Source organism: Brotaphodocola sp., assembly GCF_050873365.1.
Lineage (GTDB): Bacteria > Bacillota > Clostridia > Lachnospirales > Lachnospiraceae > Brotaphodocola.
On sequence record NZ_JBNMIQ010000025.1, the window covers coordinates 18471 to 31252 of the forward strand.

Below are 12782 nucleotides of genomic sequence, written 5' to 3' on the forward strand. Positions count from 1 at the left end.
TACTTGAGGGGCACATATTTGACTGTGTAATTTTTTTGACAAAGAAAAGGGCAGAATGATCATGAGAAAACATGTAAAACTGGTGCTCTGCGGTCTGGCAGTTGCAATGCTGGCAGCGGGCTGTTCCAAAAAAGATGATACGGCAAAAGAGACGACGGCGACGGAGTCTGACAGCAGTGCTTCTACCGAGACTGAGGCAGAGATCACGGATAAGGGCGAAGTGACGAAGCTCGGAAATTACAAGGGTGTGGAAGTAAAGCGTGAGTCCACCGAAGTTACCGATGAGGAGCTGGATCAGAAGATTCAGAGCATTCTCGATGCAAATCCGGAGTATGTGGAGATCACCGATCGTCCGGCACAGAACGGCGATACCGTTGACATCGACTATGTAGGAATGAAGGACGGCGTCGCATTCGATGGCGGTACGGCTCAGGGATACAAGCTGGAGCTTGGTTCCGGCACTTTCATCGATGGATTCGAGGATGGACTTGTCGGCGCATCTGTGGGTCAGGAGCTCAGCCTGAATCTGACCTTCCCGGAGGATTACGGCAACAGCGACCTCGCTGGTCAGGCAGTTGTATTTGATGTGACGGTGAATGCGATCGAGGAGAAGAAGGATGCAGTTCTTGACGACAACTTCGTTCAGAGAGTATCCGATTTCAAGACCGTAGATGAGTTCCGCGCAGATAATCTTGCAGAGCTTCAGGATCAGAAGGAGCAGGCAGCAGATCAGCAGGTTGAGGAAGATGCGTTTATGAGCGCACTGAATGATTGTGAGTTTGATCTGAATGAGGCAGCTGTGGATCAGCAGTACAACAACCAGCTCAACTATTATGAGAGTATGATGCAGGCTTACGGCATGACTTTGGAGAGCTATGCAAGCCTTTACGGCATGACCGAGGATGACTTCAAGACTCAGCTCAGAACGTCTGCTGAGAATGCAATCAAACAGCAGTTGATGGCTGAGGCGATTGCAGAGAAAGAGGGCCTTCAGGTAGAGGATGCCGATAAGGAGGCAGTCGCAAATCAGTACGGCATGGATGTCGCAACGCTTGAGCAGAGCTACGGCGAAGAGGCAGTAAACCAGACTGCGATGATGTACAAGGTAATTGATTTCATCAAGGATAATGCAGTTGTAAAATAAATTACAAAAACAACGAATAATAACGAAAAACAATGAAAAGCAACGAAAAGCAATGATAAGAAGCAATGGCAACGAAGGCAGTGGAAAAAGAAAGTAAATGTAAGGGAAGAATGAGTAGAAAAGCACTGTTTTTTGATATTGATGGGACGCTGATGAGTGAAGTGACGAGGGAGGTGCCGGAGAGCGCAAAAGAAGCGCTCCGGCGCACCCGCGAGTGTGGAAATCTGGTATTTGTCAATACCGGACGCTCTTACAGCGAACTTGGAAAGATTAAGCAGATGGTCGAGCCGGACGGCTGGCTCTGCGGATGTGGAACATACATTGAGGTGGATGGAAAATCTCTGTATCACCGGATTATGCCGGAGGAGCAGAGACGGATGATCTGTCAGGCGATTGAGGATGCCGATATGGATGGACTCATGGAGGGCAAGGACGGCTGTTATGTGCCGAGTCCGGACTCTCGTTTTGCGGAGGGACGACGGATTCGCAAGAGCATCCATTTTGCACTGCGCTCGATGGATTGGAGCGAGTCCTGCGGGGATGTGGAGAAATTCTGCGTGCTTGCGGATGAGAAGAGCGATCGGGCAGGATTTTTCCGAAAACTCGGTCTCGACATCGATGTGATCGACCGCGGAAACGGATTCTATGAGTGTGTGCCGGCAGGTCACTCCAAGGCAAATGCGATCGACCGGATTCTCGAGGCTTATGATCTGACGCTTGAGGATGCCTATGTGTTTGGAGACAGCACGAACGATCTTTCCATGTTTGAACATGTTCCAAATGCGATCATGATGGGCAAACACAGCCCTCAGCTTGAGCCGTATGCGAGCTTCTGCACGAAGACGGTCGAGCAGGACGGAATCTGGTATGCGATGGAACATCTTGGATTGTTAGAGTGAGTCAGATTCATATATGTATGAGTCATATATGAATCATATGCGAATCATATTAAAATAAAAAACAAGAACGCTACTGTTGTCCGTCAGCCCGGGGGAACCGGCAGTGCAGACTGGAGTAGCGTTTTTCATTTCATTTTGCAGAAGAAAACTTTTTTAATGTCCGATATTCGGACATTAGGAATAAACTGTGATTTGGGGAAGTTGGGTGTTGCAGATCGTATCGTGGAAATCTGCTTAAGAAATTACGGGAATGAGAGGAAGGGTAAGCGTATGAAACTTCGTATTGGGACGAGAAAGAGCCGTCTGGCGATGGTGCAGACGGAGATGGTAAAGCAAAAGTTGGAGGCATGTTTTCCGGATCTGGAAATCGAAGTGATTCCGATGAGCACAAAGGGAGACAAGATTCTCGACCGCTCTCTGACGAGCTTTGGCGGAAAGGGCGTGTTCACAAAGGAGCTTGAGGAGGCACTTCTCAGAAACGAGATTGATCTTGCCGTGCACTCCGCAAAGGATATGCCGATGGAATTTCCGAAGGGACTTGCGATGGGAGCTGTGCTCACGCGTGCGGAGGCGTCGGATGTGCTGGTGACGAGAAGCGGAATTCCGGCGAGAGACCTTCCGGCTGGAAGTGTGATCGGAACAAGCAGTCTGCGCCGTCAGATTGAGATTCGCAGTCTGAATCCGCAGGTCTTCACAAAGATGCTTCGCGGAAATGTGCAGACTCGTCTTGAAAAGCTCAGAAATGGAGAATATGATGGAATCCTTCTTGCAGCGGCAGGACTTGAGCGACTTGAGCTTCAGAATCCGGAGGATCTTCATCTGGAATATCTCGATAAGGAACTCTTTATTCCGGCAGCGGGTCAGGGAATTCTGGCACTTGAGATCCGCGAGGGAGAACTCGGTGAGATCATGCAGGCAATCCATTCGCCGGAGGCGGCTGTACAGCTTCGCGCAGAGCGAGAGTTTCTGACGATTCTCGGCGGAAGCTGTAATGCACCGTGTGGAGCATACTGCCGGAAGGAAGAGAACAAGTTGGTGATGACAGTCATGTATGCGAGAGACGGTGTTCATCCGGTCTTCCGCAGAGGTGGAGTGGAACTTCCGGAGAATGCGACGAGTGCCGAGGGTCTTGAGAGTGGACTTGAGATTGCGGAGAAACTTGCGGACAGCCTTGCGATTCAGGTGCGTTTCCGTCCGGTCTATCTTGTCGGCGCAGGCCCGGGGGATGCAGGACTCTTTACGAGAAAAGGTCTCGAGTGCGTGCGCAATGCCGATGTGATTGTCTATGACAACCTGATCTCCGGCTCGATTCTCAATGAGGCTCGTCTTGATGCGGAGTTGATCTATGCGGGAAAACGCTCCGGTCAGCATTCAATGAAGCAGGAGGAGATCAGCCAGCTCCTCGTACAGCTTGCGATGACCGGCAAGTCCGTTGTCCGTCTCAAGGGCGGAGATCCGTATATCTTTGGACGCGGTGGTGAGGAAGCGCTTGAGCTGACGAGACATGGAATCCCGTTTGAGATTGTACCGGGCATCTCCTCCTCGTACAGTGTACCTGCCTATGCAGGAATTCCGGTGACGCACAGAAAACTCGCCTCCTCCTTCCATGTGATCACGGGTCATGAGGGCGCAGGAAAAACACAGGAATCCTTAAATTATGAGGTCCTTGCAAAAGAGGAGGGAACCCTCGTCTTCCTGATGGGACTGCGTCATCTCGGCGAAATTTCCCGCCGTTTGATCGAGGGCGGCAAGCCGGCAGATACGCCGTCTGCGGTTATTCAGAACGGCACGACGGCAAATCAGAAAGTGGCATTTTCCGATCTTGCCCACATTGCCGAGGAGGCAGAGCGATGTGGAATCCAGACTCCGGCAATTACGGTGGTCGGACCGGTTGTTGGTCTTGAGAAAAAGCTCTCCTGGTTTGGATCTGGTCGTCCGCTCTCCGGAAAGCGCGTGCTTGTGACCGGAACGCGTTATATTTCTCAGGAACTTGAGGATGAGCTTCGCCCGCTCGGAGCAGAGACGATCGCAGTCAGCCTGATTGAGAGCCGTCTGCTCGACAATGCTGAAGTTCGCCAAGCACTCGATAATCTGGGAAACTATCAGTGGCTTGTATTTACAAGCAGTAACGGTGTCGACCTCTTCTTTGAGGCAATGCGCCGAGCAGACCGCGATCTTCGCTGTCTGATGCATCTGAAATTTGCGGCAATCGGAAGAAAGACCGAGTCGGCGCTCAAGGAGCACGGATTCCGATGCGACTTCGTTCCGGAGAATTTCTCAGGAACCGATCTTGCACGCGAGTGGATTCCGACGCTGAAGGGGGATGAGAGAATCCTTCTGATGCGCGCAAAGGAAGGATCGGAGGTTCTGCCGAGAAAACTCAAAGAGGCTGGCGTCGATTTTGATGATGTCCCGCTCTATGAGACCTGGGTCGACACGAGAAGAAAAGAAGAACTCAACCGCATCATCCATCAGGTCGATTATGTGGCAGTTGCAAGCAGTTCCGCAGCGCGTGCGCTCTGCAACATGCTCGAGGAAAAAGAGTTTGAGGCGAAAATCATCTCGATCGGACCGTACACGACGAGAACGGTGCGCGAGATGGGACTTCCGGTCTATGCGGACGCAGTTGAGTACACGGCGTCCGGCATTGCATCGGTGATCCTTGCAGATACCGAGGAGGAGCACTATGCTCCGGTTGAGAAGATCAAGTCCGACCGCGTGGTCAAGGACAGTGAACTCTATCGGGAAGCAATCCGTAGTCGGGAAGAGCAGGAGAAACAGGAAAAACAGGAGACGGAAACGGAGACACAGGCTCAGGATCAGGAGGACGCAGACCGTGCAGGAAATTCGGAGCGTTTGAAGTCGACTCAGTTGGCTGAAAAGTCAGACGGAGGAGATGAAAAGGACGTAGCAGAGGAAGAAAAAGCACAGGGAGAAGAGGGTGCAGAAACAGAAACTGCGACGGCATATTTCCCACTGTTCTTTAATTTGAATGGTGCTGATGTGCTGATCGTGGGCGCAGGAAAGATTGCGTCGCGCCGTGCGTCTGTGCTTGCGGACTTTGGCGCAGAGGTGACGGTGATTGCGCCGGAGGGATGTACCGCGATGAGACAGCTTGAGACTGAGGGAAAGATCCTCTGGAAACACCGCCCGTTCACGCTGTCTGACCTCGATGGAAGAAAGATGGCGCTTGCAGTGACCGATGATGCAGCTCTGAACACAAGAATTGCAAAGCAGGGAAAAGAAAAAGGCATTCTTGTGAACAATGCAGGCGACAAAGAGCAGTGTGATTTCTACTTCCCGGGAATTGCAAGGGAAGGAAGCCTTGTCGCCGGTGTGACGGCATCGGGAGCAGATCATCATCTTGCGAGAGCCGTGACAGAGAAACTCAAAGAGTGGATGGAGACGCAGAAGAGCGAAAGATAGTTCTGATGTATACAACTCTCTGCGAGTGTCGACTTGAATAGAATAGAATTGTATTGTATTGAGGGACGCACCAGTGGTGCGTCCCTCTTGTCATATTGTCATATGTGAATGGAATTTGTAAGTTTTGAATTTTTAAATATTTTTGGAGTTGTTTCTTAATTCTTCTTCTGAGTAGTTTTTAGTATGCAGAGCGGAAGATCTCGATGATCTGCTCCTTGGTTGCCTTGCGCGGGTTGGTCAGCTGGCAGACATCCTTCATTGCATTCTCTGCCATGATGCCGAAGTCTTCTTCCTTTACACCGAGACTGCGCAGGTTCTTCGGGATGCCGACCTGCTCGCTGAGCTGGCGGATGGCTGCGATTGCCTTTCTTGCGGCATCCATCGTGGACAGACCCTCAGTCACCTCGCCCATTGCCTTTGCGATGTCGCGGAAACGGTTTGCATTGCCGATCAGGTTGAACTCCTCAACATGAGGAAGCAGGATTGCGTTGCAGACACCGTGAGGCAGGTTGTAGAAACCGCCGAGCTGGTGAGCCATTGCGTGAACGTAGCCGAGGGAAGCGTTGTTGAATGCGATTCCGGCAAGGTACTGACCGTATGCCATCTTGTCGCGGGCCTTCATGTAAGTGCCGTTTGCAACTGCCTTCGGGAGGTACTGGGTGATCATTGTGATTGCCATCAGCGCAGCAGCGTCGGTCAGCGGGTTGGCAGCGGTGGAGACGTAAGCCTCGATTGCGTGGGTCAGGGCATCCATTCCGGTTGCAGCGGTCAGTGCCGGTGGCATACCGACCATGAGGTTCGGATCGTTGATTGCGATCTGAGGAGTTACGCGCCAGTCGACGATCGCCATCTTGACGTGACGGCTGGTATCGGTGATGATGCAGAAACGGGTGATCTCAGAAGCAGTTCCGGCAGTTGTGTTGACTGCGATCATCGGGCACATCGGGTTGGTCGAGCGGTCAACGCCCTCATAGTCGCGGATGTTTCCACCATTGGAGGCAACGATGCCGATTGCCTTTGCACAGTCGTGGGAAGAACCACCGCCGAGGGAGATGATCGAGTCGCAGTTGCTCTCCTTGAAGAGTTTCAGACCTGCCTCGACGTTCACATCCTTCGGGTTCGGCTCAACACCGTCAAATACAACGCTCTCCACATTTGCATCGGAGAGAATTTTCTGAATATCAGAAGCCATTCCGCTCTTTGCGAGAAAGCTGTCTGTTACGATCAGAGCTTTTTTGCCACCAAGGCTCTGCATCAGGGTTCCGGTTTCCTTTACGGAATCCTCACCGAATAAGTTTCTGGTTGGTAAGAAGTAATAAGTAGTAGCCATGTGAAATTCCTCCCTTTCTTTGCGTGCCACCCGTGTTCGCTTGTTCTATTTAACGGTGGACTTGTCTGTGCCTGCTCTGTTTTGCCAGAGCTTTGTTTGACGACCGGCTGTGAGATTGTATCGGTACGTTTGTTTGTTTTGTGCCTGTCGTTTTGTGATGGCTACACTTTATCACGAAACTGGTATCTAAAAAATATCCAAATAAAAACTTTTTAATGGTATCAGATAAAACCAATGGGGAGGAATGCAGGTTGCCTATCTTTGGAACGTAACGGGAGGGGATGCCTACCACTGCGTAAAAATGTTTCCGAGACGGCGGACGGCTTCCTGCATGGTGTTTTCGTCTAAATCCGCGTATTGAAGCACAAGGATATGCTCGTACTCGGGGGCGGTTTCCTGAAGAAACTCGGACAGACAGCTCAAACAGATTCCCTGCTGGCGCGCCCCCCATTTGATCTCAACGTCAGTCAGCGAGGTATCCACGCGGACGAGAAGGTGGGTTCCGCTCTCTCCGCCCCGAATCTCGGAGATTGGGAGCAGAGTCGACTGACGCAGGGTCTGGATCAGGAGCTGACCAAGCGTGAAATACCGCTTTTTGAGTCGGCTGATGTGTCGCTCAAAATATCCCTGCTGGATAAAGCGCGCGAGGGCGTACTGTTCACAGCTTCCGACGGTATTTGAGTAGAAGTTTGTCGTCTTGATATAGCGCGCCATCAGCTTTTCCGGGAGAATCATGTAGCTGATGCGGATCGAGGGCGCAAGTGTCTTGCTGAACGTGTTCATGTAGATCACGCGGTGTCTGCGGTCCATGCTCTGAAGTGCAGGGATACTGCGGGAGCGGTAGCGAAATTCGCAGTCGTAGTCGTCCTCGATGATGTAGCGGTCTGCCTTTTCTCCTGCCCAGTTTAGAAGTTCCTGACGGCGCGTAGCCGAGGTCACAGTGCCAAGCGGATAGTGGTGCTCGGGTGAGACATGGATGACATCCGCCTGACTTGCAATCAGGCTCTCCATCGAGATTCCATTTTCGTCCATGCCGATACAGCGCCAGGTCAGTCCGGCATCCTCATAGATGCGAGGAATCTTGCGGTAGCCGGGATTTTCCATGCCATAGATGGCATCCCTTGGAAGAATGCGGATCAGGCGTTCATAGAGGTACTCGATGCCCGCTCCGATGACGATACACTCCGGTGAGACTTCCATTCCGCGGGTGCGGTAGAGGTAGGAGGCGATTGTCTGGCGAAGCTCCTTCACTCCGATGAAATCGGCACGGCGCACAAGTTCCTGACCACCATTGGAGAGGACTTCTCTCATGACTTTTCGCCAGGTCGAAAATGGAAACTGTTCGCACATCACGGTGTTGGAGGTGAAATCGACAAACCATTGATCCTCCTGGTACATCGGCGGAAATTCCGGGACGGGGGAGCGACGGACGGGGGAGGCTTCGACTTCCGCAACGAAATATCCACGCTTTTCTTTGGCGGTCAGATAGCCTTCCACAATCAGCTGTTCATAGGCACCAAGCACGGTGCGGACGCTGATTCCGTTGTCCCGTGCAAGTTCCCGTTTTGACGGGAGGCGGGTTCCAGCCTTGAGCCTTCCGGACAGAATATCTTCCTTGATGCACCGGTATAAAAATTCATAAAGCGGTTCTTTTTCTCGTTTTTGAAAATCGTAGATTAGCATGTCGCTTCCTCCTTTTTTCTTATCCTCTTTTTTCTATGCATACTTCTTGTATATGTTTTGCGTATTCTTTCTTTGCATCTTCTTTTTTCTGCTCTTTCGCGCAGGTTTTTCTTACAGGTTCTTTTGCGCAAGGTGTTTTACGGTTTTTTCCAAGTGTTTTTGCTGAATCTTTCATCTGGTATCTTTTTATTTTCGCAAAATGGGTATTTTTTAGATCTCAGTTGTGATTATAATAAAAACCAGAAGTTCTGTAAAGGTTGTAAAGGCTATTAAAAGAACGATATGAAAGATGATATAGAAAAAAAATAGAAACAGAATAGAAACAATAAAAATGATAGAACGAAATAGAGCTATAAATAGAATTAACAGTAGAACTAACAGAAATGATAGAAATTACAGAAATAGACAAAAATGACAGGAGGAAAATAAGATGGGTGTTTATGCAGTGACCGGTGGTTCAAGTGGAATCGGAGCAAAGACAGTTGCATTATTAAAGAAGAAAGGTCATGAGGTTGTCAACATTGATCTGAAGAAAGGGGATATTGAGGCAAATCTTGCACTTCCGGAGGGACGTCAGACCGCGATTGATGAACTGTATGAGAGATACCCGGAGGGCATTGATGGACTGGTGTGCAATGCAGGAGTCTCCGGAGCCTGTGGAAATCTGAGACTGATCGTTTCTCTGAACTTTTTCGGAACGATTTCTTTAATTAAGGGAGTCTACGACCTGTTAAAAAAGAAGGGTGGAAACTGTGTGGTACTCAGCTCCAACACAATCTCTCAGGGAGCACTCAGAATGGATCTTGCGGATCTTCTGAACAACAACAACGAGGATGAGCAGAGAATTCTGAACCTGGTTGACGGAATGGATGAGACGAGTCTGAGTGTCGGAAACAGTGTTTATGTCGCCACGAAGTATGCGCTTGCACGTTGGGTGCGTCGTCATTCTGCATCCTATGCGGCGAATGGAGTCCGGATCAATGCAGTTGCCCCGGGAAATGTGAATACTGCGATGACGGCGACGATGTCGATCAACGCGAAGATGGCACTGAACGCACTCCCGATTCCGACCAAGTACGGAAAAGAGACGCTGATGGACCCGGAGGAGATCGCTTCTGCGATTGTCTTTCTCGGATCGGAGGAGGCGAGAGGCATCAATGGAATCATCCTGTTTGTAGACGGTGGAACAGACGCACTGCTTAACACGGAGAAAGTTTACTAAATTTAAGTTTACTAAGAGTAATGGGTAAAAAGTGAAAATTTAAGATGAATAGTTATAGATAGAACAATAAATAAAACAATAGATAAAACGATAAGTAGAATGATAAGTAGAACGATAGATAATATGATAGAGTCCAGACAATAGAAAGACGATAGAAAGAGGAGGGAATCGGATGATGAAGACCATAGAGCAGTTTGTGGAAGTGATAGAGAACAAAGATTATGAGGGACTTGGTGAGCTTTTTACGCCGGATGGTCATTACTGTGATTACTGCGCAAACGGAACGCCACAGCATGAGTACCATCTCTACGGAAAAGAAGCGATCTCGATGTTTTTCCGAAACAAATTTCTGTTTTGTCAGTATTCGATCATGCAACCGGCGATTTTAAATGATCGACAGGCAGAATTTATCGCCTGCTTCGGCGGTTACTATGTGATGGCGATTGTCAGCCTTCAGCAGATCACGGCAGACGGTCATATCCGGAGACTGACCGTCCGCCCAAAGTGAGCGTGCGCAAGCAAATGGTTGAGAGCGCACGGGAAAATAGATAGGAAAAGACAGGTGAGCGAATCGGGGAGTCTGTGACAAAATGGGATTGTGACAGGATGAGATTGTCACAAGATAATGATCACAGAATAATTGTCATTAGATGGCGGATTCCGATTCTTTTTGGCATTTGCATTTCTCAATGTACTCGTCTGCGGTCATGAGTTCGGTGTGCAGGGGAGCAAAGTAGGAGACGATCTTTTCGGCTTCCTGTCTGGACTCCTGACTCAGACCGGCAACGCCGTCTGTCAGATAGATCACCTTGCATCCCTCATCGATTGCGGACAGAACGGTGGAGAGGACACAACACTCAGCGACGACACCGGAGATCACGACATTTCTGGCATGATGAGCCATCTCTTTTACCTCTGGAATCGCAAATGAGGAATAGACACTCTTTGTCAGAAGCGGATATTTCTCTGTCCACGGGAGAAAGTCTGCAATCATCTCATTTGCAAATGGATCGGCGTTGACATTTGCATTGACTTTGTTGTACTCTTTCCAGATTCCTACGGGATATTCCGGGGCGAGATAGCGGGTAAAGAGAACATTCAAGCAGACATCCGCGTTTAAAACGCGCAGAATCGCAGAGGTTGCAGAGTCCACACCCTCGCATGCCCATTCCTGCCCTTTTGTATACACATTTTGCATGTCGATGACAAGAAAGAGATCTGTATTTTTTTCCATAAAAATCCCTCCAAAATAGATATTTGAGACACACTCCGTTACACAAAAAATTACACGAAAAACAATCTCCTAAAAATAAGTATAAGGGGAGAAAATAGGGCTGACAAGGAGAAAAATAATGATCGTTAAAATAATGACAATATAAGCTCAAAAACCTTCCTTTTCATTGACTTTTTTCAGATACAATGCTATCGTAAACGTAAATTGTTTCTATATTTTGGGAAAAGTTTGGGTAATAATTCAGAAAATCAAAAAAACTTGTTACTGTTCACGCCTTGCACAAACAGCAACAAAAACTTTCCAAAACATGAATAGAAGCAGAAAGGGGGAATGGAAACATGGGGAACACAGAAAACACGGGAAACATAGGAAACGCAGAGACACAAAAGCGTATGCCACACATCCAGATTCCGGAAGATCTCGGGATTGCGTATGCGGTTCTTCCGGGAGATCCGGCGCGTGCAGAGCGTGCGTCAAAGTATCTGGACAACCCGGAATTTCTCGCATTTAACCGGGAGTACAAGAGTTATCGCGGAACCTGGCATGGAATTCCGATTCTTGTGATGTCGACCGGCATGGGTGGTCCGTCCACAGCGATTGCGGTGGAGGAATTAAAGAAAGCCGGAGTGAAGGCGATGATTCGGATTGGAAGCTGTGGAGCACTTCAGCCGGAGGCAAAAGTCGGGGATCTGGTGCTTGTGGAAGCTGCGGTGCGCGATGAGGGAACTTCTCTTGGATATGCTCCGTTAAGTTATCCGGCAGTTGCAGATTTTGAACTTCTCTCCGCGTGCAGAGAGAGTGCGAAAAAGCAGGGATTTTCGTGGCATATGGGAATCGGAAGAAGCCATGATTGTCTGTACCGCGATGAGAATCCGCAGATCTATGAGGAGTGGGCGCGACGGGGAGTCATGTCCTCCGATATGGAGACGGCGGCACTCTATGTGACCGGAAGAATCCGGGGAGCGAAGACTGCGTCGATTCTGAATGTCGTCGCCGGATGCAAGAGTGATGTCGCAGAGGATATCGGGCGCTATGCGGATGGGGAAAAGCTGACCGCGCTCGGTGAAGAGCATGAAATTCTGACGGCATTCGGAGCGTTTGAGTGTCTGGAAGATGCCAAACGTTGAATCGGCAGATCGGTAAATAGTAGAGTAGGTAAGTAGTAAATAAGAGTAAAAAAATTAGTAAGAAAGCGAAAATGCAAAAACGCAAAAACGGGAAGGGACGGGTGAATATGAATAATCTGTTTAAAACGAAATTTGATGCGGTTACGATCGTACTGATTCCGGCATGTATCGGAATCAACTATTTAGGAAAGCTGTTTGCAAGTGTGCTGAAACTGCCACTGTGGTTGGATTCCATCGGAACCTGTATCGGCGGTTGCCTTGGCGGTCCGCTGATCGGTGCGATCTGTGGTGCGGCAAACAACCTGATTTACGGTTTTTCTGCTGGTGATAACATTACGTTGGTTTATGCGCTTACAAGTTTGGGCATCGGTGTTGCAGTCGGAATCATGGCGCGCCTTGGATTTATGAAATCATTCCCGAAAGCAATTCTGACCGCATGTGTGGCTGGTCTGACCGCTGTTGTAATCTCGACTCCGTTAAATGTTATTTTCTGGGGCGGTACAACCGGAAATGTATGGGGCGATGCAGTTTTTGCAGTAACTCAGGCTTCCAATATGCCGGTTATGCTTGGCTCTCTGCTCGATGAGGTTGTTGTGGATGTTCCGGACAAGCTGATCACTCTGATCGTTGTATTCTTTATTTTAAAGGGACTTCCGAAGAAGCTGACGAACCTTTACGAGGCAGATTCCGAGATTAAGACGCTGGATTAAAAGCCGG

11 protein-coding genes are annotated in these 12782 nt (G+C 49.4%); 7 read left to right on the plus strand and 4 right to left on the minus strand.

Annotated features, from left to right (window positions below; all coding sequences use genetic code 11):
- Window positions 1-61 precede the first annotated feature (61 nt).
- The 3 genes from tig (at window position 62) to hemC (ending at window position 5469) form a co-directional block, all read left to right on the plus strand.
- Window positions 62-1144: a trigger factor gene (gene tig, locus ACR0QT_RS11125; RefSeq protein ID WP_432630844.1), complete on the plus strand. Its 1083-nt coding sequence runs from the start codon at window positions 62-64 to the stop codon at window positions 1142-1144.
- A 110-nt stretch (window positions 1145-1254) separates the two neighbouring features.
- Complete coding sequence (locus ACR0QT_RS11130) at window positions 1255-2043, plus strand: HAD-IIB family hydrolase (RefSeq protein WP_432630845.1); 789 nt, start codon at window positions 1255-1257, stop codon at window positions 2041-2043.
- Window positions 2044-2313: 270 nt separating this feature from the next.
- The gene (hemC, locus tag ACR0QT_RS11135; protein ID WP_432630846.1) at window positions 2314-5469 is read left to right on the plus strand and encodes a hydroxymethylbilane synthase; all 3156 of its coding nucleotides are present in this window, start codon (window positions 2314-2316) and stop codon (window positions 5467-5469) included.
- A 178-nt stretch (window positions 5470-5647) separates the two neighbouring features.
- Here the strand turns inward: hemC and ACR0QT_RS11140 are convergent, their stop codons facing one another.
- From ACR0QT_RS11140 to ACR0QT_RS11150, 3 genes are all read right to left on the minus strand, one after another.
- Window positions 5648-6799, minus strand: a complete 1152-nt coding sequence (locus ACR0QT_RS11140) for an iron-containing alcohol dehydrogenase (protein WP_432630847.1) — start codon at window positions 6797-6799, stop codon at window positions 5648-5650.
- Between the two features lie 285 nt (window positions 6800-7084).
- Window positions 7085-8482 (minus strand): PLP-dependent aminotransferase family protein, encoded by a 1398-nt coding sequence (locus ACR0QT_RS11145; RefSeq protein WP_432630848.1) that lies wholly within the window; start codon window positions 8480-8482, stop codon window positions 7085-7087.
- Window positions 8483-8501: 19 nt separating this feature from the next.
- The gene (locus ACR0QT_RS11150; protein WP_432630849.1) at window positions 8502-8657 is read right to left on the minus strand and encodes a hypothetical protein; all 156 of its coding nucleotides are present in this window, start codon (window positions 8655-8657) and stop codon (window positions 8502-8504) included.
- Window positions 8658-8912: 255 nt separating this feature from the next.
- Here ACR0QT_RS11150 and ACR0QT_RS11155 point away from each other — a divergent pair, with 255 nt between their 5' ends.
- On the plus strand, window positions 8913-9704 hold the full coding sequence (locus ACR0QT_RS11155; protein WP_432630850.1) for an SDR family oxidoreductase: 792 nt from the start codon (window positions 8913-8915) through the stop codon (window positions 9702-9704).
- 172 nt (window positions 9705-9876) lie between these two features.
- A complete protein-coding gene (locus tag ACR0QT_RS11160; RefSeq protein ID WP_432630851.1) occupies window positions 9877-10212 on the plus strand; it encodes a nuclear transport factor 2 family protein in 336 nt (111 codons plus the stop codon).
- 138 nt (window positions 10213-10350) lie between these two features.
- On the opposite strand, the gene ACR0QT_RS11165 is transcribed toward ACR0QT_RS11160, so the two are convergent.
- The gene (locus ACR0QT_RS11165; protein WP_432630852.1) at window positions 10351-10938 is read right to left on the minus strand and encodes a cysteine hydrolase family protein; all 588 of its coding nucleotides are present in this window, start codon (window positions 10936-10938) and stop codon (window positions 10351-10353) included.
- A gap of 338 nt (window positions 10939-11276) precedes the next feature.
- Here ACR0QT_RS11165 and ACR0QT_RS11170 point away from each other — a divergent pair, with 338 nt between their 5' ends.
- The gene (locus tag ACR0QT_RS11170) at window positions 11277-12065 is read left to right on the plus strand and encodes a nucleoside phosphorylase (protein ID WP_432630853.1); all 789 of its coding nucleotides are present in this window, start codon (window positions 11277-11279) and stop codon (window positions 12063-12065) included.
- 107 nt (window positions 12066-12172) lie between these two features.
- Complete coding sequence (locus ACR0QT_RS11175; protein WP_432630863.1) at window positions 12173-12775, plus strand: ECF transporter S component; 603 nt, start codon at window positions 12173-12175, stop codon at window positions 12773-12775.
- Window positions 12776-12782 lie beyond the last annotated feature (7 nt).

Coding starts and splice junctions, on each gene's coding strand:
- ACR0QT_RS11170 (WP_432630853.1), top strand. CDS start 11,277: ATGGGGAACACAGAAAACACGGGAAACATAGGAAACGCAGAGACACAA.
- ACR0QT_RS11160 (WP_432630851.1), top strand. CDS start 9,877: ATGATGAAGACCATAGAGCAGTTTGTGGAAGTGATAGAGAACAAAGAT.
- ACR0QT_RS11150 (WP_432630849.1), bottom strand. CDS start 8,657: ATGAAAGATTCAGCAAAAACACTTGGAAAAAACCGTAAAACACCTTGC.
- hemC (WP_432630846.1), top strand. CDS start 2,314: ATGAAACTTCGTATTGGGACGAGAAAGAGCCGTCTGGCGATGGTGCAG.
- tig (WP_432630844.1), top strand. CDS start 62: ATGAGAAAACATGTAAAACTGGTGCTCTGCGGTCTGGCAGTTGCAATG.
- ACR0QT_RS11155 (WP_432630850.1), top strand. CDS start 8,913: ATGGGTGTTTATGCAGTGACCGGTGGTTCAAGTGGAATCGGAGCAAAG.
- ACR0QT_RS11130 (WP_432630845.1), top strand. CDS start 1,255: ATGAGTAGAAAAGCACTGTTTTTTGATATTGATGGGACGCTGATGAGT.
- ACR0QT_RS11145 (WP_432630848.1), bottom strand. CDS start 8,482: ATGCTAATCTACGATTTTCAAAAACGAGAAAAAGAACCGCTTTATGAA.
- ACR0QT_RS11140 (WP_432630847.1), bottom strand. CDS start 6,799: ATGGCTACTACTTATTACTTCTTACCAACCAGAAACTTATTCGGTGAG.
- ACR0QT_RS11165 (WP_432630852.1), bottom strand. CDS start 10,938: ATGGAAAAAAATACAGATCTCTTTCTTGTCATCGACATGCAAAATGTG.
- ACR0QT_RS11175 (WP_432630863.1), top strand. CDS start 12,173: ATGAATAATCTGTTTAAAACGAAATTTGATGCGGTTACGATCGTACTG.